At 43.7% G+C, this 18,690-nt stretch carries 16 protein-coding genes; 7 read left to right on the top strand and 9 right to left on the bottom strand.

What is annotated here, in order from left to right; translation table 11 throughout:
* Positions 1 to 22: 22 nt before the first annotated feature.
* From ACQSGY_RS21320 to ACQSGY_RS21295, 6 genes are read left to right on the top strand one after another with little or no spacing between them, the layout of a single operon-like run.
* The gene (locus tag ACQSGY_RS21320; protein ID WP_427180518.1) at positions 23 to 958 is read left to right on the top strand and encodes a decaprenyl-phosphate phosphoribosyltransferase; all 936 of its coding nucleotides are present in this window, start codon (positions 23 to 25) and stop codon (positions 956 to 958) included.
* A gap of 38 nt (positions 959 to 996) precedes the next feature.
* Entirely contained in the window at positions 997 to 2,307 is a 1,311-nt protein-coding gene (locus ACQSGY_RS21315) for an oligosaccharide flippase family protein (RefSeq protein ID WP_427180516.1), read from the top strand.
* Positions 2,308 to 2,347: 40 nt separating this feature from the next.
* Positions 2,348 to 3,208 carry a glycosyltransferase family 2 protein gene (locus tag ACQSGY_RS21310; RefSeq protein WP_427180515.1) on the top strand — a complete coding sequence of 287 codons (861 nt, stop codon included), beginning with the start codon at positions 2,348 to 2,350 and terminating at the stop codon, positions 3,206 to 3,208.
* Positions 3,209 to 3,214: 6 nt separating this feature from the next.
* Complete coding sequence (locus ACQSGY_RS21305; protein ID WP_426333808.1) at positions 3,215 to 4,213, top strand: glycosyltransferase family 2 protein; 999 nt, start codon at positions 3,215 to 3,217, stop codon at positions 4,211 to 4,213.
* A gap of 4 nt (positions 4,214 to 4,217) precedes the next feature.
* Positions 4,218 to 5,270, top strand: a complete 1,053-nt coding sequence (locus ACQSGY_RS21300; RefSeq protein WP_111269821.1) for an NAD-dependent epimerase/dehydratase family protein — start codon at positions 4,218 to 4,220, stop codon at positions 5,268 to 5,270.
* Positions 5,251 to 6,270: an endonuclease/exonuclease/phosphatase family protein gene (locus tag ACQSGY_RS21295; protein WP_427180513.1), complete on the top strand. Its 1,020-nt coding sequence runs from the start codon at positions 5,251 to 5,253 to the stop codon at positions 6,268 to 6,270. Before ACQSGY_RS21300 ends, ACQSGY_RS21295 begins: the two co-directional genes overlap by 20 nt.
* Positions 6,271 to 6,875: 605 nt before the next feature.
* Here ACQSGY_RS21295 and ACQSGY_RS21290 read toward each other — a convergent pair.
* From ACQSGY_RS21290 to ACQSGY_RS21260, 7 genes are all read right to left on the bottom strand, one after another.
* On the bottom strand, positions 6,876 to 9,314 hold the full coding sequence (locus ACQSGY_RS21290) for a S8 family peptidase (protein WP_427180511.1): 2,439 nt from the start codon (positions 9,312 to 9,314) through the stop codon (positions 6,876 to 6,878).
* Positions 9,315 to 9,325: 11 nt separating this feature from the next.
* On the bottom strand, positions 9,326 to 10,285 hold the full coding sequence (locus ACQSGY_RS21285) for an AAA family ATPase (RefSeq protein WP_427180509.1): 960 nt from the start codon (positions 10,283 to 10,285) through the stop codon (positions 9,326 to 9,328).
* A 1,266-nt stretch (positions 10,286 to 11,551) separates the two neighbouring features.
* On the bottom strand, positions 11,552 to 11,932 hold the full coding sequence (locus tag ACQSGY_RS21280) for an Imm1 family immunity protein (RefSeq protein ID WP_427180507.1): 381 nt from the start codon (positions 11,930 to 11,932) through the stop codon (positions 11,552 to 11,554).
* A 125-nt stretch (positions 11,933 to 12,057) separates the two neighbouring features.
* Positions 12,058 to 12,537: a 23S rRNA (pseudouridine(1915)-N(3))-methyltransferase RlmH gene (gene rlmH / locus ACQSGY_RS21275; RefSeq protein WP_427180505.1), complete on the bottom strand. Its 480-nt coding sequence runs from the start codon at positions 12,535 to 12,537 to the stop codon at positions 12,058 to 12,060.
* 1,054 nt (positions 12,538 to 13,591) lie between these two features.
* The gene (locus tag ACQSGY_RS21270) at positions 13,592 to 13,759 is read right to left on the bottom strand and encodes a CxxH/CxxC protein (RefSeq protein ID WP_090923561.1); all 168 of its coding nucleotides are present in this window, start codon (positions 13,757 to 13,759) and stop codon (positions 13,592 to 13,594) included.
* Between the two features lie 268 nt (positions 13,760 to 14,027).
* Positions 14,028 to 14,552 carry a hypothetical protein gene (locus tag ACQSGY_RS21265; RefSeq protein ID WP_427180503.1) on the bottom strand — a complete coding sequence of 175 codons (525 nt, stop codon included), beginning with the start codon at positions 14,550 to 14,552 and terminating at the stop codon, positions 14,028 to 14,030.
* A gap of 418 nt (positions 14,553 to 14,970) precedes the next feature.
* Positions 14,971 to 16,248, bottom strand: coding sequence for a S1C family serine protease (locus tag ACQSGY_RS21260; RefSeq protein WP_427180679.1), 1,278 nt, complete (start codon positions 16,246 to 16,248; stop codon positions 14,971 to 14,973).
* A gap of 619 nt (positions 16,249 to 16,867) precedes the next feature.
* On the opposite strand from ACQSGY_RS21260, the gene ACQSGY_RS21255 reads away from it, so the two are divergent.
* Positions 16,868 to 17,080: a hypothetical protein gene (locus ACQSGY_RS21255; protein ID WP_427180502.1), complete on the top strand. Its 213-nt coding sequence runs from the start codon at positions 16,868 to 16,870 to the stop codon at positions 17,078 to 17,080.
* On the opposite strand, the gene ACQSGY_RS21250 is transcribed toward ACQSGY_RS21255, so the two are convergent.
* Complete coding sequence (locus ACQSGY_RS21250) at positions 17,049 to 17,855, bottom strand: MBL fold metallo-hydrolase (RefSeq protein ID WP_111269826.1); 807 nt, start codon at positions 17,853 to 17,855, stop codon at positions 17,049 to 17,051. The two genes, ACQSGY_RS21255 and ACQSGY_RS21250, sit on opposite strands and share 32 nt — an antisense overlap.
* A gap of 6 nt (positions 17,856 to 17,861) precedes the next feature.
* Complete coding sequence (gene yycI / locus ACQSGY_RS21245) at positions 17,862 to 18,605, bottom strand: two-component system regulatory protein YycI (protein ID WP_145405233.1); 744 nt, start codon at positions 18,603 to 18,605, stop codon at positions 17,862 to 17,864.
* Positions 18,606 to 18,690: the final 85 nt, after the last annotated feature.

Genomic DNA, 18,690 nt, shown 5'->3' with positions numbered 1-18,690 from the left:
TGAATTGTGAGAGGTGTCCCCTATGAATAGGGAAAAAATAATCCACTCCGTTCCCATACTGGGATCAGCTAGTGCTCCTTTGCAGAAGTCCAAGAGGATAAAGCCTCTTTTACGTTTATTGAGAGTCCACCATTGGACTAAGAATGCATTTGTTTTCTCAGGTTTACTGTTATCTTTCAACCATATATCCATCCAAATGATCCAATTGACGCTGGTACAATTCTTGCTATTTTGCGGCATCTCCAGTTCTGTTTATATTCTGAATGATATGGTAGACATCGAGAAAGATCGACGACACCCGGTTAAGAAATTCCGTCCTTTAGCCTCAGGTGATATAAAAGTCTCTCATGCCCTAACGATTTTAATTTTATTATGTCCCTGCGTTTTAGTTCTCTCTTTCCTTGTAAACAGTACCTTCGGAGCTATTATCCTGATCTATTTCATTCTCAATGTTAGTTATTCATTTAAGCTGAAAGAGTTTGTCATTATTGATGTGCTGATCATCTCCATAGGATTCGTGCTTAGATCTTTATCTGGTTGTTTGACCACTGGCGACGAAATCCCTATCTGGTTTTTATTAAGCGTAGCGTTTCTCACTTTATTTCTAGGGTTTAACAAGCGAAAGAAGGAAATCCTTACCTTATCAGGTCAGACACAAAATACACGCAAAATTCTTAGCGAATATTCCATTGGTCTGATTAACGAGATGCTCCCCATGCTAACCTCATGTACAGTCGTAGCCTACGCTTGTTTTTCTATTTTTGAAGCCAACTCTAGATACATGATCGCAACGCTCCCCATCGCTGTATACGGCATATTTCGATATCAGTATTTGTTGAGTAAAACAGATCTCGGAGAACGCCCTGAGATGATTGTTCTCAGAGACAGACCTATTCGTTTTGCCGTACTGCTGTGGGTCATTGTCTACATCTCTTTGCAAAGCAATCTATTCATTTAAACGTTAGGCCAAATTGAGTGTGGATAGGATAAATTAAAATGAATAAAAACCCAACTTTTCGAAAACGTATTCGTGAAAAGTCCTCGGATATTTTGAACAACCGCAATATAAGAAATTTCCTGGGCAACTTGGGGATTGTATTTATTTTTAGAATGTTATCCGCTGTATTAAATGTAGTTGGTTTAGTCATGGCCGCCAGAAAACTGGGTGTCGTTGCTCTTGGAGATATTTCCATGATCCAGAGTATTGCTTACTTTCTAATTATCCCTATGGTGTTCGGAATTCATATTTCAATTATTAAGTACCTTCCAGAAAGCGATAAAGAACAGGAACGACAAATTATCGGATCAGCTGTTATTTGTAACGGGGTTCTGGCGGGCTTGTTTGTTGTCGTCTTTTTAAAACTCAGTGAAGCCTTTTCTATTATTGCTCATATTTCCGAGACGCAATGGGTTCTTAGCATCGCTTTAGCTGTGGTCATTAACTTTGCCACCATTTCCGAATCCATTCTGCGGGCAAAAAACAAATTTTTTCTGCTCAGCATCGGCAAATTGATTGGGACATCCGTGTTTTTTGTGATCGTAGTAGCAAGTTATTTTAGATCAGATAGTTTTAATTTTTTCATCCTTGCTCTTATCGTGAATTTCATCATATTCACTCTTATCGCCTGGATCTTTTCTCGGGATTTCAAGTTATCCTTTTCCCTGAAAACTGCCAAACACCTCTATCGTTACGGCGGGATCACGATGGTCAGCGTGTCTTTTTCCACAATACTGTTTTCCAGTGATTTATTTATCGTAAACTACTTTTGCTCCAGCTATGACGTGGGTATGTACTCCGTATATCAAGTGAATGTGAGAAACTTTTTTAATCTACTGTTCCATGAGGTATTTGCCATTGTATTTCTACCCGCAATTGCCCTATTGGAGAAAAGCAAGGTGTATACTCGCATTCTCAGTATGCTTACCTGGCTGCTACCTTTAGCTATCGTTGGAAATGCTCTCTTATGTATCACTCTAATTCTCTTGTATGGTAAAGACTATCCGCTGAATTGGCTATATGTAGCCATTGTTTCAATCAGTACTGGCTTCCATTTTATTTATTGGATATTCCATTCCGTATTTTCGGTGGAAGGTAAAAGAGGAGCCTTATTGTGTCTGATCACGCTAGGTATTCCCCTACCGGTTCTAATCCTCATCTCTGTACTCCTCACCCAGTTCTATGGAATACTTGGAACCATGCTCGCGACTCTGGTTATTCAGTTGGTATTAATCGGAACTTTCACTTTTGTTATCAAAACCCAGTATTTAAACCGAAAAATCAAATCAGTTGCAGTGGTGGAATCCTGACCTCAGGCTCATCATTTCAGATGAAGGAGGATGGCGGCCTATGAAAGCAAGCATCATTATTCCTACCAAGGACAAGCTAACCCGGCTAAGGTTAACCTTGCAGGGGTTAGAGGGTCAGATTGATAACGAGGTGGAAGTTATTATCGTATTTGATGGGTGCCACCCGGATATGATTGCTGAGTTTCAACGAATTCAATTCTCGTATATCCCCACTTACCTAATATGTGAACAAAATGTAGGAAGAGCTGTAGCCAGGAATCTTGGAATTGAGAAAGCCACAGGAGAACTGGTCATCTTCCTCGATGATGATCGAGTTCCTGGCCCTGATTTTGTGCAAAGGCATATAGATGGGCATAACATTCCTTGTATTGTATTAGGTGAACGCAAAGATTCACTTGTCACTGAAGAGGAAATCGCACAGTTGTTTGATACCGGAACCGCTGCTGACAAGCTATCCTTTTTACAGTCCAAGGTAGTGGAACAGGGGCTAGAGAAGCAGTTGCCCATTAAACCAGCAGGTAAACTCAACTGGCTGACCTTCTTTACCGGCAATGTTTCCGTTCCCAGACAAGCACTGCAAGACGCTGGGCTCTTTGATGAAAATTTTAAGGGATGGGGCCATGAGGATCTGGATTTAGGCATTCGCTTATCCCGAGAAGGGCTCGTCTTTAAAAAGGATACCAGGATCGTCAGTTATCATCTACTTCACGATAGCAACTTCAATGTTGCAGAAAGGACTAGGCAATCCTTAGTGAATTTAAGATATATGCTGAATAAATACAAATACTGCCTGCCCTTTTGGATATTGTTGATCTTTTATATTAAACAGAAGCTATTAGGTTTAAGCATCCACAGGCAAGTTGTAAGAAGTAAACCGGCCAACGAACATGTGAAAGGATGATCTTACTTGGATACCTTACCTTTAGTTTCCGTGGTAATCCCTAACTACAACTATTCCAAAACGCTGCCCAAATGTCTTGATTCACTAATGAACCAATCCTATAAATCGATTGAAATCATTTTTGTTGATGATGGCAGTACTGACAACTCGGTGGAAATTGCCTCCGCCTATCCGTGCCGCATCATTCAAACGAAGAATAATGGGGTTTCCGCAGCCAGGAACACCGGAGTAGCCAATGCGCTGGGCGAAATTGTTTTTTTTCTGGACAGTGATGTAGCCCTATTTCCCGATGCCATTGAGAATACCGTTCTGGAATTCCAAAAAGATCCCTCGCTCGGTTCTGTTTGCGGTATTTACGCCAAAGAGGCACTTTTCAACGACAGTCTGGTAGAGGAATACCGAACGCTTCAAGGATATTACTGGAGAATCAGCTCAGAAGGTTATGTGACCGCTGGTTTTTTCTCGCTGGGAGCCGTGAAGAAATCTGTCTTTAATGAGCTGGGCGGATTCTATGAGAACCTGAACAATTCCGAAGATATCGAATTCGGGCACCGTTTGAACCTGAACTATAAGCTGCTGCTGACTCGCAAAGTGATGGGCAACCACGATGATGAACATGAGTTGCGCCAGTTGGCCAGAAAAATGCATGAACGAGCAAGACAGCGTGTTCCTTTTTACTTCCACCGGAAGAAGTTTACCAAAGGTTTTGAAACGCCGCTGAGAGGAATCGGGATGTTATTTGTGGGAATGAGCAATGTACTATTGCCCTTCTCCTTCTTCAGTCCATTATTTTTCTTACTATTCCTTGGTTGTCTGCTATTATTTATTGTTTCTGATTTTGGACAATATACTTTCGTGCTGAAGGAAAAAGGTTTCTTCTTCACTCTTTTCTTTATAGGTACCCATTGGATCATTACAAGTGTATGCTTCTGGGGTTTCGTGAGGGGCTTTCTGGAATTTTTTACGAGCAGAAAATTCCGGCTTAAATACAAGTATGGAGAGTGATCCTATGAAACAAAAAGTGTTAATTACGGGAAACAGCGGTGTACTGGGAATCAATTTGGTAGACTATCTTCACAAGCATTACAGCGATGATTATGAACTGGTTCTATTTGATATTCAGCACCCTGCTGAGCATGTTGCGGCTTTTACAACGATCACCGGAGACATCCGTGATAAAAACAAGGTACGAGAGATCATCAAGGATATAGATATAGTGCTTCATTGCGCTTCAGCCTCCCCCAGCTTCGAGGATGAGGAAATATTGGACATTATTATTAACGGTACAGATAATCTATTAGAAAATTCTTTCGAAGTAGGCAATGTACAACGATTTGTCTATATCTCTTCTACTTCTGTCTATGGAGTGGCTGACAAATCACCAATTCTGGAGACAGATAAGGTGAGCCCTTATGACCCCTACAATAAAGGTAAAATCATTGCAGAGCAGCATTGCGCAAGCTGGCGCGACCAGGGTAAATGCGTCCCGATCCTGCGTCCCAGATCATTTTTGGGTCCTCATCGTCTGGGAACCTTCGCCATTCTGTATGAGTGGGCCAGTGAAGGAAGAAACTTTCCTATGCTTGGGAATGGAAAGAACCGTTATCAATTATTGGATGTTGAAGACCTCTGCCAGGCCATATACATGGCTATGTCTGGCGATAGGGACAAAGTTAATGACCTCTTCAATATTGGAGCTGCGGAGTTCTCCTCTATTAGAGAGGACTACCAGTCTGTATTAACGGAAGCTGGCTATGGCAAACGTATTATTTGCCTCCCCGCACTCCCTATGACCATTGCCCTATCCATTCTGGAAAAACTTAAAGTGTCCCCATTTTACAAGCGGCTGTATAAGAAACTGAACAAGCCCTATTACGTTTCTATAGATAAAGCCATCAACCAGTTAGGGTATCAACCGAAATTCTCTAACAAAGACTCCCTCATACGGAATTATTACTGGTATTTGGAGGATCGGAAGAAAAACCCGGATGCAGCCACGGGGCTTGGCAACAATACACTGTGGAAACAGGGTGCCATTAAATATGCGAAGTATTTTTTCTGAGTTTCGATGGAAACATATTGTAGCTTTTGGCTCCATTCTCGTTGTACTTATCTGCGATAGGTTTATAGCGGGGCAGCTCCCGTGGTGGAATGTAGCTGCTAGCGTTCCACCTTTTTCTATATTACTGCTTCCCTGCTGTATTGCACTGCTAGCCATAAAGGCTAAGCGAAAGTTAATCATAATCGGCTGTTCCCTGATTGTTATGCTCTTGCTAATCCCCCGGGCGGACATTAACTTCCATGCCTTGAGGTTATCCGACACAGCCCTTGGATCAGACCAAGCTTCAATTCAAGTTATGAATTGGAATACTGAATTCTGGGATCAATCCGAGCCGCCAGGTCAGATGTATCGTTTTTTACAGGAGAGTAACCAGGACATTTATATTCTTGAAGAATACGAATATTTACAGGAAAAGCCCGTTTGGAAACCTTATTTAATTGATAAACATCAGGAGCTTCAGGCACAATTTCCCGATTATCACGTGGTAACGGAGGATCAATTCGCCATTGTTAGCAAATATCCAGTGACTCAGCAAACATTATCCCCGACCAAGCAGGTGCTATGGCTGACCTTCTTGATTGATAACAAACCTTTTCATGTGGTGAGCGTTCATCTGGAGCCCCAGGTTGATCTGGGACACAGCATTCTCTCACGAGAATTCTGGAACTTCGTCAACTTACGACACCATTCCCGGAACGAGGGGTTAGATGAAATCGAAGACTTTATCAGGCAAGCAGGGGACGAACCACTGATCGTTACTGGTGACTTCAACACGACGCTGTTGATGGGCAGCCTTGATCCGTTAAGAGACCAATTAGAGGATGCTGTCAAATATTCAAAACAGCTGTTCCCTACCACCTGGGAAACCAAGGGGTATTTCGGCTGGCGTATCGACCATTTCTTATACAACAAGCACGTGGAAATTCAGTCCTACCAGGCCGTTGCCCAATTGGAGCTATCTGACCATAAGGCCCTGAAGGTAAAGCTGCGTATAAAGTAGCATCAGCTGTAGAAACACTCAAAAAAAGGATCTCGAAACCGGATTACTGCCGCGCTTCAGTTCTTGTCTGAAAATTACCAGAAATAATTCTAGCGATCGGATGGCTTTCGCTTTCCCGTAATCTGCTGAATCAAGCCGCCATAGACCGAAGTACAAAGGAGCGACTCTCCAATAACCGGAGATTCGCTCCTTTGTTAAATGCCTTACTCACTTCTTGCCTTCCAACCGCTCCGCAAGTAAGCTTGCGATACTTCATCATAAATCTTAACCTACGCCCCTTCCACACAAAAGGTGATAGGGGCTTTTGCTTTTTCCAAGCAAAAGTTCAATGCTCCATACAACATCGTCATCTGATACCAAATCGAAATAAGTTACAGACAGCCCCATGCCCTCAAATCACAGCATATCGCGTCTGTAGCAGTCATTTTCATATAAATTGACTTGGGGTGAACCCACTCCATGCTAATCCTTTTCATGCCTTTACGCAGTTCCCTACCAACAAAATGCCGCTATTTATGATGTGGTTCTATCCCGTCAGCTACGAAAATAAGGGTTCAGCATCGAAACCCCAATTTGAAACGAAAAAACAAATCTGAATCATTTATTTAAACTTGATTGGTAATTTGATTGGTAATTATATTTTCAATTGGTGTATATAAGTCAACATTCGATACTGGTGTGGAAAGTGATACCATTAGTGAATATCTTATTTCTCTACTCCAACGATTTAGCCACGGTCGTTTAGACCACCACCCGCTTATTGGGTATACACCAATTATATTACTTGTTGCGAGCTCTGAAGCAGTAGTTTCCCAAATATCACTATGAATGGAACCTTTATTTCTAGCATTCGGTCCAACTGTCCAATTGATACTGCTTGATGGAACCTTCCCTTCATCCTCTTCCCGAGCTGCCTGATTAATACGTTTAATGAATTGCTCTTTTGTAGCTGAACCATTTATATCAAATCGTAATCCATAAGAAGAATATGAATATCTACTCTTCCAACCTACTTCTCCAGGACTAGGTTCAATAAAGTAGGAGAGTGTTACTCTTAACTTAACGTTAAGTTCACCAAGACCCAATAAAACTTCTCTAGGCCAAGGCAACTCGTACAAATGCATCTCGTTTAAGGAGACTGTGCTCTTGCTTTTATTAAATGGTTTAATTGTAGACTGCATAACCATACTTACATTGTTTTTAAGGCAATTTAGTGCAGTATCTAAATTTGGAACTCCATATCCACACATTCTAATCAAATCATGATAATGTTTTTTATCAGAACCAGAGAGGAATTGCTTTTTTAATCCATCTGTCCAATCTGCTGAATGAACTATGATTCCTCTAACTGTTTCTGGCCATGCCTGTGGATATTTCCCTTGAATAAGTGCAGCAATCCAAGCAGCTTTGGCAGTAGCTGCACTTGTAGCATTAAATATAGAAAATTGCTCACTTTGAAGTCTATGAGAAGTTGTAAGAACTGAATGATTTTCGTCTGACCATGTTCCGAAATTATCGACAACCATATTTCCACCTTCTAATACAACATCCGGTTTAACTGGCCATTTGCCTTTATCCCACACATAGGAGGTTGTGCTATATGGAGACAAACCACCTTTAGGTGCTAACGGCGAATAAGTATCATAATGTCTATGTAGATCGGTATATGCTCCAACTGTCAGAGCATTCCATGATTGTCCTGGATTTTGGACTATACTTGTGTAATTGCTATCAGGATAATCACCCTTATTACTAATTTCATTATTACCAGCAGAAACAATAAATAGCTTCCTAATATCATCAATATATCCTGATGTGAGCTCATCAATTGATGCAGACCATGATGAAGGACGCCCATCATCTGATTGGTAGTTAGGAGCTGTGACAGCCATACAAATTATTCTTTGTCTGTCTGGATTATCAATTATTGCATTACTTATAATTTGCCCAGTAATATCTCCATATAGTTCAGGGGGGTTATTACCCTTATCTGGGATGATTTTTAGTGATTCAAGCCTATGATTTATTTCTATTTTATCCATACCAATTAAAGCTTCCTTTAAATCGCCATACGCAATCACTCCACTCATTTTAGTACCATGACCTCCTAAATCAGAAGCTGTCCAACTTGGATTAAATGATTTGCAATCTTCATCACTTAATATTGGATTTAGAAGTATATGTCCATTGTTAACTCCTGTATCAAGGATGCTTACATAGACATTTGTTTCAGTTGAAACTTCCAATCTATCTAGTAAGTTTGTAGCCCAATCTATTTGCTCACTGTTCTCAATGTCTACAAAGAACGATATAGCTTCTGGAGCTCTTCTCATTTCAGCTATATCATTACAATGAGATAATAAGTTTTGTAAACCCTCGCGGTTGGTATTAACTAAAACAACTCTTCGTTCTGGAAAAATAATTGAATTGTCCTTTATATCATATCCGAGGATAGACTTTGTGATAAATATAAAGTTTTCGTATACTTCTTCGCTCTCACTGCTAAGCCAGATTTCACACCATGCCTTATCTTTATTGGGTATCCACTTTTGTTCATTAATAGACCAAAAAGACTCAAGTATTGCATGAGTAATATCTTCTATCCCATCTATTAATGGTGCGTTTTTGGGTTTACCATTGGGTGTGTTTTCATTCATATATGATTCTATTTTCTTTATAAACACATGACGCTTATCTTTGGGAATGTATACAGTGGCAAACTTCTCCACTTTATTATCTACTTTTTTCTCACGGATATTTAGCAATCTTATACCATCTTTTCTACTTTCCAAACTCTCAACTTTTAGATCATATCCTGCCGAATTATGGAACTCAACATATACTCCATCTTTTGTTACAGCTGATACTGCTGTTTTACTTATTCCAGATGTATCATCCCAAATATTATCAAACTGTTTTAATAACTTTTCGCTGTGTGTTATTCTGTTTCTTATTGGATAGTTTGCCCCACCTTGACCTCTACCTTTGTACTTATGTGATTCAACAGTATCAATATAAAAATGTCCAAACGACTTGTTATTCAATTAGTCCCCTCCTATAAATATGCTCCGATCTTTTCTTTAATCATTTGTAAGAGTACTTTACCGTGCACTGTTTTCTGATCATTCATAATTGTAGCCTTAATCGCGTCATCACATGCTTTTGCTAACTCAGCATGACTTAACGATGTAGCTACCTTTATAATATCATCCATACAATTTAGTATCTCATCAGATGAAAATTGCCCAAGTCTATTAATAATTAAGCTTGGAATTTGCATTTCATCTGGTAACAAATAGTGAATAACATCATCAAACCTTCGAAAGAGCGCAGGATCTAGTTGCTTAGAATTGTTAGTTGCTGCAATAATAATACTTTCTGAGTCATCCTGCTCAATAAACTGTAGAAATAAATTGAGAACTCTTCTAATTTCTCCAACATCGTTATCTTTATTTCTATCTGTTCCAATTGCATCGAATTCGTCAAAAAAGTATACAGCTGGTTTTTCTTGAATAGCATCAAAAATCCCTCTTAATTTAGTTCCTGTTTCTCCCATGAATTTAGTCATTAACTTATCCATCTTTATGGTACACAGCGGTAAACCTAATTCAAATGAAACTACGGATGCTGTCATTGTCTTTCCAGTACCGGGTGGACCTTCTAAGAGGATTTTTCTTCTATTATCCAAATGGAATTTTCGCAATTTTTCTCGCATCTGGTATTCTTTCAAAATGCGCTCAATTCGTTCTTTCACTTCATTTGCAACAACTAACTCAGTGATCCTCTGGTCACTATAAGTTATTCCGATTAATTCACTAATTTCTTTATTAAAATGTATAATTTTAACATCTTCGTTTGGGCTTTTATTTAATATATTTCTTATTTCTCTAGCAAATGAAGTGTGACCTAATTTTGCTTCATATGCCGCTAATTGAAGTACCAAGGTTTTAAATCTATCGTCATTCTTCAATACATGAGCTTCAATTAACATCTTTATTTGATCTGCTGTTGCCATCTAATCACCCCTCTCACAATAAATTTTGATCACATACTTATACACTTGATTTTATCAGAAATTCGATTTCCATAAGTAGTAAATTTTTAACAAGATGTTGCTGTATGATTACACAATAACTCGAAAGATCAGATTTCGCCCTACTTGTGGTATGGTTCTCCGCGCTGTCTGTAACGGCAAATATTAGGATCATCCCTTGCGGGATGGCCCTTTCTTTGATGGCGCTTGTTCAACTAAAGTTAGCGTACTGAATTGAGCAACCGCCAAGGAGATCGTCCGATGAGATTAGGAAATTACCATTGCCAGTTTTAGATTCTCCCCTCCGAACTTTTTTGTTTTGAACGGGCTCCTACCACACCGATGACCAACGAAGCGACTCCAAAAATTAAAGCTACTCCCACAAGGATAGCGAAAAAGGACATCAAAAGCAGTACGACCGGCATCTAGCGATATAACATTTTCCCAACCACTGAGTCCGCTATAAGAGCCGCGACAGGTATGCTGAGCCTAATGAGCCCCGCTTGCAACGGACTTAGACTTTCAACCAATTGAAGTCGTTAAGTTACTATATACTGAACGCCCAACTGTCCGAACAGACCGACTAGAGCCGTAATAAACCCGGTGGTAAATGGAGATATTTTGAAGAGCAACAGGTCAATTAGCGGGATGGTACTTCTGAGTTGACGACGAATAAAAATGATCAGTGCCATGATCCTGATAACGGCGCTGATAGATGAAATGTCGGAATTCCTTCGCGCCGAGCAAACTCTTTAAAGGCATATATAAGCACTACCATTCCAATCATAACTTGGATGGCCCCGGCTTCTTTTCCTTATTGCCCGCATGTTTAGGAACATACACCAAGGTCAAAATCAGTGCTACAATCGCAATGGGAACGTTGATCACTCTCCTTTATAAAGGTAATGAGATCACTTTTCATTTGCAATGCTGCTTTTGCCTTGAATTTTCTTTTCGTGTAATCAAAATGCAAATCGGATATGAATACAATCGGATTCTCGGTTGATTCGCTAGGGACATTAATATTTGAGATTATTAGGTCGCCCATTGGGAGAGCCGAACGTCGTGATCCTGAGCGTCATGCCGAGTGAGCGCAGAAAGTCCATCGTCGAGTTGGCCGAGCCATTTTACGTCCAACTCAAAGACCCTTTCCTAATGCCCAAGCAACGAATCGCCATGAACGGACATGATAAGGACTACATGGAACCGCCCTCCCATCCTGCAACTTCAAAACGATATACTAATAAACTACAATTCCATCCATTTAATACATGTTGGACGAGTTTTCGTCTTGAAAAATTCTGTGCACGCATCAGTCATTTGTTTAACTGTAATAACCATTGTACTTGCTAAAACTACTTCTGCGCCATGAACATTCTCGTAAAAGGTAACCGTTTCGTCCCTAATATTGTCATCACCGTAAGAAGCAAAAGATCCCTTTTGTTCAGAATCTAAAAAATACAACACACAATAATCATCCCGAACAAAAGCACATAATTGAGGGACACCACTTTCTTCAAAGGTAAAAATAAACTGATTGGCATTAAATGCTGGACGATTTCGAATAAACTCAACTACCTGCGATTCTGTATTTATTACAATTTCTCCATTAAAATCATTAGCATACATTTGTAAGACCTACTTTCAGTGACATAAAAAGGGATTTTCTCACCTATCAGTACTTGAGGCACTTAAACTTAAGTTGAAAAGTGTCTGGGAGCCCTCCTTATTTTTCTTCATCCCAATTTTTCGCCCTACTTGTGGTACGGTTCACCGCGATTGATCTTCACTGCGCGATAAATCTGCTCCACCAGCACCAGCCGCATGAGCTGATGCGGCAGGGTCATGCGCCCGAAGCTCAAGCGCTGCTTCGCGCGGCGCAGCACCTCATCGGAGAGCCCATGGCTCCCTCCGATGACAAACACGACATGGCTCGTCCCATACGTGCCGAGCTTGTCGATCTCCATAGCCAGCTCCTCGGAACTCCAGAGCTGGCCATCCAGTGCGAGCGCGACGACGTGCGCCTCGCTCTTCACATGCGCGAGAATGCGTTGGCCCTCGCGCTCTTTTACCGCCCGTACCTCAGCTTCGCTCAGGGTATCGGGCGCTTTCTCGTCTGCGACCTCGATCATCTGAAACTTGATGTACGGGGCGAGACGCTTGGCATATTCCTGAATGCCCAGCGTTAAATATTTTTCCTTCAATTTGCCTACGCCTATAATTTGAATCAACATATGATCATTCCTCCTGAGTCGTCGTTCTAGCACACAAGCTGTCTATACACCAGATGCTTCAATTGCATCATTCATTTCCTAGCACGCGTTGCCATGTTCCATGATAAAATGGTCAGCCTATACAAAAGCTGCTCCAGATTATCTCCACAGCATGCTTCTTATTCCTCGTACGATATGTAGAGTTCATGAGAATCACCTATTCTGTGCCCATTTTCTTCCATCACACATTACTTCACTTCATGACAAGATTGCTCAACCACAACTTTGCATTCATTAGCGTATCTTCTTTCGCAGCCCCTGGAGCATCTCCCATACTTACTAGCAACGAGCAGCCCGGTTTCTTCAACTCTAAGCACCTTCATTAGCTACTCTCTTTACCGCGATACTTCCTACTCCCCTATCCATCATCAACCGCTCTCCCAAGCAGCCCAGCCAAGTTGTTGCTCCAGCCCCAGCTCTCCAGATTCTAACGATTCCCACAAACCCTATTCAGCCCAAATCACCCACATTTAAAATCTAACGATCTCAGCTGACGCTATTTCACCGAAATACAGTTTTTTCTAGTCCATTTCAGGCGAATTCTTCAAAATAACGTCTCTACGATTCGTTAGATTTTCAAACACACTCATTTCACCCAAATAAGGCTTCTCAGAATCGTTACAATCCACGCCGCTCACGGACACAGCGAATCTTCCCAAGCCACTTACACTTATGCCCCATCTGCACACGCCAACTCCTGCATCCATATCTCACCTACACCTACACCTGCACCTTAAGCGTCAACTCGCACTTCCTCACCCCAGCATGCTCTCTTCGCTAACCCATGCTCCAGCTCATTCACTCGCCAGCATACACATACTCCCTCTGCCACAGCCGCTCACTCCCCACAAAATGCAAAAAGAGCGCTCAACACGCTCTCTCTGCACCTTGCTGTGATGTTCATACCGGATCGAACCAAGTCTAACGCCAGAAGCACTACAGCTGCTACACCATGCACAACAACATCTTATAGCAACATCAGATAGCACTCCCCGGCGGCCTGCTCTACAGTACGCTAAACGACCAGGAACTCCGCATGCTGATCGCACTCGGCGCATTTGGCAGGCGGGTCCCAATCGGCAAATTCCGTCTCCTTCAGATCCACGATATCCGGAGCGTCCTCATATTCATCTACAAACATGTCGATGGCAATGTCCACGTGTTCTTTGCATACAACGTACATCCGTCAAGCATCCTTTCTGTCACCAGCTATGTTCCCGATTCACAACCGCTTATCCTACAGGATAGCCACTTCTCAGTTCTATCACACCTGCCGCGGAAAAGAAACCCCTACATCGCTTATCTGCGCAAAAACTTGCCATTCTTGAACTGACAAGGCTCTTCCAGCTCTAGCACAACAATCTTTCCCGTAAGATAAAAAAGCATTCCCTCAACGATACCTCAACTCCAGTACCCCTGCAGGAATGCCCTATCTTAACTCTTTCTCCACCCTACTCCAAGCCCGACTGTGCCTTCGTAAGCAGTTTCCCGCTTTGAAAAGCAATCACTGCGTTACCGCCGTTGCCGGCTGTGCCTTTATAGTTATACACGACCATGTTCTCCGCTTCACTTAGCGCTTCACCTTCGCCGCCAAGAATGTCGATGACCTCTTCCACGGACATGCCAACCTCCAGCTTCTCATACTGGGCAAACGTAATCAGCACCCCGTCCCCTTTTCCGGCGGACCCGTTATTGCCTGCGCTGGCCGGTGTCTGACCCTTCGCACCTTGTCCAACAGCTGCCCCAGCTGCATCAAGTTCTGTCAGCTTTTTCTCCAACGCAGCAATTTTCTGGGCCTGTTCATCACTTTTAATGCCCTGTTCGGTGAGCTTTTTCTCCAGCCCCGCGATTTTGTCCTGCAGCGCACTCGTATCTACAGGTGAGGCCGGAGTACCTTCCGATCCACATGCGGACAGGATCAGCATGGATAAGGCCAAACTGGTTCCGCCAAGTACCTTTTTCTTCAACAGATTCATCTTGAATCCCTCCATTTTCAGATTAGCCAGCCGGTTCTCACGTTATACAGCTGTTATTTGCATCAACGATCTATGTAAACACATTGACAATAGTTTACCATACAGGCTAACAATTGTATCTCCGCCTTTGGCTCCGGGACTTCCTGATTAGAAGCACCCAAGCATTCAACCAATTTTACATATTAACACTGGTATGCACCCCGTGCCGAACAAAGACTCGTTTCTATAAATATACCCGTTCGCCCTCGTGCCCCTCCCTGTGCAGTATCAATATAAAAAGAGTGGTCAGAAGTTCTGATCACTCTCTCTATGAGTACCTGTTTCCAGTATTGCCTTTAACTACTGCATCGCTTCAGCCAAGCCAACAGCCCATTCCACAATGCAATGTGAGAATCACCGTCATAACCGCCTTAAAGCCTTACTCCGGCTTATCCGTCAGCTTCACCGATACCTTCTCTGCTTTACCGTCCCGATAGAACGAGACCTCTAACGTATCACCGATCTTTTTCTTATCGTACAGGAATTTTCGCAGATCAAGCGTAGAGGTAATTTTTTGCCCGTCAAATTCCGTAATCACATCATTCAGCTTCAAACCAGCCTCGGAAGCCGGGCCGGAAGCCTCCAGCACAACTACACCACTGTCCACGTGCGATGGCAGCTTCAGGTCTTTACGCTGTTCATCATCCAGTGGAGCATATGGATTGCTCAGATCAACGGTGTATACCCCCAGATAAGGACGGGACACTTTGCCGTTCAGAAGCAGTGAATCCACCGTTTTCATCACTTCATTCATCGGAATCGCAAAGCCCAGACCCTCAACGCCTGTATCCGAGATTTTCATCGTATTGATGCCTACGACTTTCCCGTCCAGATCAACCAAAGCTCCGCCGCTGTTGCCTTCGTTAATCGCCGCATCCGTCTGAATAACATTTTGCTCCCAGTCGTACACACCGTCCTGGTTGATCGATACGGGCAGAATACGATCCGTATAACTCACGATTCCGGAGGTCAGCGTACCGCCAAGACCCAGCGGATTACCGATAGCCAGCACCGTCTGTCCACGCTGCAGCTTGCTGGAATCACCGATTTTCGCCGCTGCACCCAGCCCTTTATCCTCTGTTGACAATACCGCAATATCGCTCACCCGGTCCTTGCCCACCAGTTTGGCTTTATGTGTTTCCCCGTCTACAGTCACGATCTCCAGATCACTGGCGCCCTCCACAACATGGTGATTGGTCATAATGTAGGCTTTGCCGTCTTCTTTTTTGAAAATAACCCCGGAGCCCAGCGCGGAATCCTCCATGGACAGGCTGCTGCCTGTTTTATGATTCACGATGCTGACCACCGAAGGACGCACCTCTGCCGCAGCCGTGATAATGCGGTCGTAAGGATCAGCCGCTTGTGTTGTCTGTGCCACCCCAGCGCCTTGACCGGCAGCATTGGCTAAAGGCAGCTGTGCCGAGGGCTGGCTAATGAAGCTGAACAACGTAACCGTCACGATGGAGCTGATCACCGAACTGATGACCGCTACCTTGACGGTTGAACTGAATTCCGAGCGTGACCTGCGCGGATTGCTCCAGCGATCACGAGTGCGTCGTCCGCCTCCCGGACGGATAATCTGAAGTTTGCCTTTCTGTTCAGGTTCGGCGCGTCTTGATACCTTGGTTGAATAAAAATCATCTCCAAACAATCCCATCGTGATCCTCTCCCCTTCGTTGTCACGCATCAAGACCCTGACTGCCGCCCAGTTATTACATGAAAAAAGAGAAGACTCCCCCTGTTCCCCATGCTTTTTTTGCATTTTCACAAAATGGTCCTGTACTTCGCCTCATCCCGGAATCATGCCGGGCACGAGCGTTTATATACAACAGAATGACATTCCATTCTGTATGCTCTATCAATCATGCTCTCGCATGCTGCGAGATTCGAGATTCCATTTCATACGCAAAACAGCCAAAATCACAATGCTCCTTATTATACTAAACACTTTAAATCCCGAAAAGTTGCATAATTACGTAAATAAACGTAAATTCTCGCCAATAACTCACTTAACAATAAAGGTCCATAGTATTTATCACCACAAAACCGGGTTCCCTAAGCGTGCTTTTTGCTAAATGATCAAACTTTTTCATTTGCCGTTCATATTTTTCATTTCCGTTCATTATCAGAACAACCGTCCGAACATTACTGTTTTAGCATACACACCCTGCCCGGAGAATGTTAGCGGCAAAAAGAGGAATGTTTTCCACCAAGCCTGACTACAATAATAGTAAAAGAACAATTCAGAGCTTCATAGAACGAAGGAGGATTCCACAATGGAACGCACGCGAACACTCACCGCTATGGACGAAGTGCATATGGCGGCCAAGCTGGCCGATCTCAAAGAAGAGCATTATCGTAACACACTGGCGCTCAGCACCATCATTGAATTGCTTATAGATAAGGACATCCTGACCCGTGAGGAAGTAGAGCGCAAAGCCGCCGAACTGGACAGCTTTATGGCTCACCCACCCTATCCCATGGTGTAGGACGATCATAATACGTATCACAGAGCTTGAACTCATGATCCCGATAAAAACAGCCCCGGCTTTCCATCGCATCACGCACCGACATTTTTGCCAAGTCCATCATATTGTGATCCCGGCTGAGATGTGCCAGATACGTGCGCTTGATGCGTCCGTTCATCAGTTCACTAAGCGCCGCACCTGCGGCTTCATTCGACAAATGCCCGATGTCACTCAGAATCCGGCGCTTGGTGTTCCACGGATACCGTCCCATGCGCAGCAATTCGACATCATGATTCGCCTCCAGCACGAGCACATCCGAGTCGGAGATCGCATCGCGAACCTTGTCACTCATATAACCGAGGTCTGTCGCCACGGACAGCTTCTCGCTTCCATCATCGAACGTGTAACCTACCGGTTCAGCCGCGTCATGCGAAATGCCGAAGGATTCCACGCGCAGCGAGCCAAAATCATGCTTTTCACCCGTTTCAAATATCCGCCGGTTCTCCTCGGGAATGGCTCCGACTGACTTTTCCAATGCCGCCCACGTATTCGTGTTTGCATAGATCGGTAAATTATATTTCCGAGATATCGCGCCTAGTCCTTTAATATGATCCGAATGTTCATGTGTTACCAGAATTCCGTCCAGTTCCGTCCCCGAAATCTCCCGTTCCAGAAACAGTGCCTCCAGCCGCTTCGCGCTGAGACCCGCATCAATCATGAGTGAGGTGCCCCCATGCTGAATGACCGTGGCATTACCTGTCGAACCGCTGGATAACACCGTAAAATATATCCCCATAACGCATTACTCCCCTGGTTTGTCTGACTTGGGACTGAATACATCCCCGCTGATGCCCTGCACGTACAACACTTCGCCACTTTCCAGCACGAACCGCCACGCCGGCATCGCTACCTGTATATCTGAGTTGAACAACTGGCCGTAGTAGCCCAGCTGTATATCTTTCACAATTGCATCGTTTGGCAAAAAGTTTTCGATCAGCGTTCCCAGCGCCTTTGACGCCGGAAGCACCTGCTGATCACTCTCCTCGGCGGTCGTAATCCGCACAGGAGTCTGATGATATCCCGTGATTTTCTGATCGCTGTAGAACAGCTCCAGACTCACGTTAAAGAGCGGCCACTTGCCGTCCACCAGCGGGTGGAGCACAAATGCCCCATCCTCCGCCATCAGCTGGTCCAGCCGGTACGTGCCGATTTGCGGAATCTCCGCCTGCAGCGCATCCGCCAGCTCGCTTGGCGAGAAAATCAGCTTGCTGTCCACAGGCTGCTCCAGCTCTACTTCAATACCCGACTTGTCCTCTTCGATAAACTCATAGGACAGCTTCGGCAGCTTCGGTGTCTCGTTTGGAATTGGCGCAAGCACCTGGATGCCCTTCTCTTCCATAGCCCGCTGCGTATTATCCGCGAGTGAGGTGAAGTCCAGATTGGCCCCTGCCGTCTCTCGCGCATCCATCCAGATCTGATACCCCAGCACCAGATTCAGCAGCAGAAAAGCATAGATTAATACATTTTTCGCGCGTCCCCAATCCAGAACCTTCACCTCCTCTTCCGTTTGACCGCTGTTTCACCAACGCATACGACGCTGCACTTCAGGCTAACGATTCGTAGGAGCCTTA

Source organism: Paenibacillus sp. TC-CSREp1, from assembly GCF_050171015.1.
GTDB lineage: Bacteria > Bacillota > Bacilli > Paenibacillales > Paenibacillaceae > Paenibacillus > Paenibacillus silvae.
Note: the sequence above shows the minus strand (reverse complement) of the source record. Positions and strands in the feature narration are given on the sequence as shown.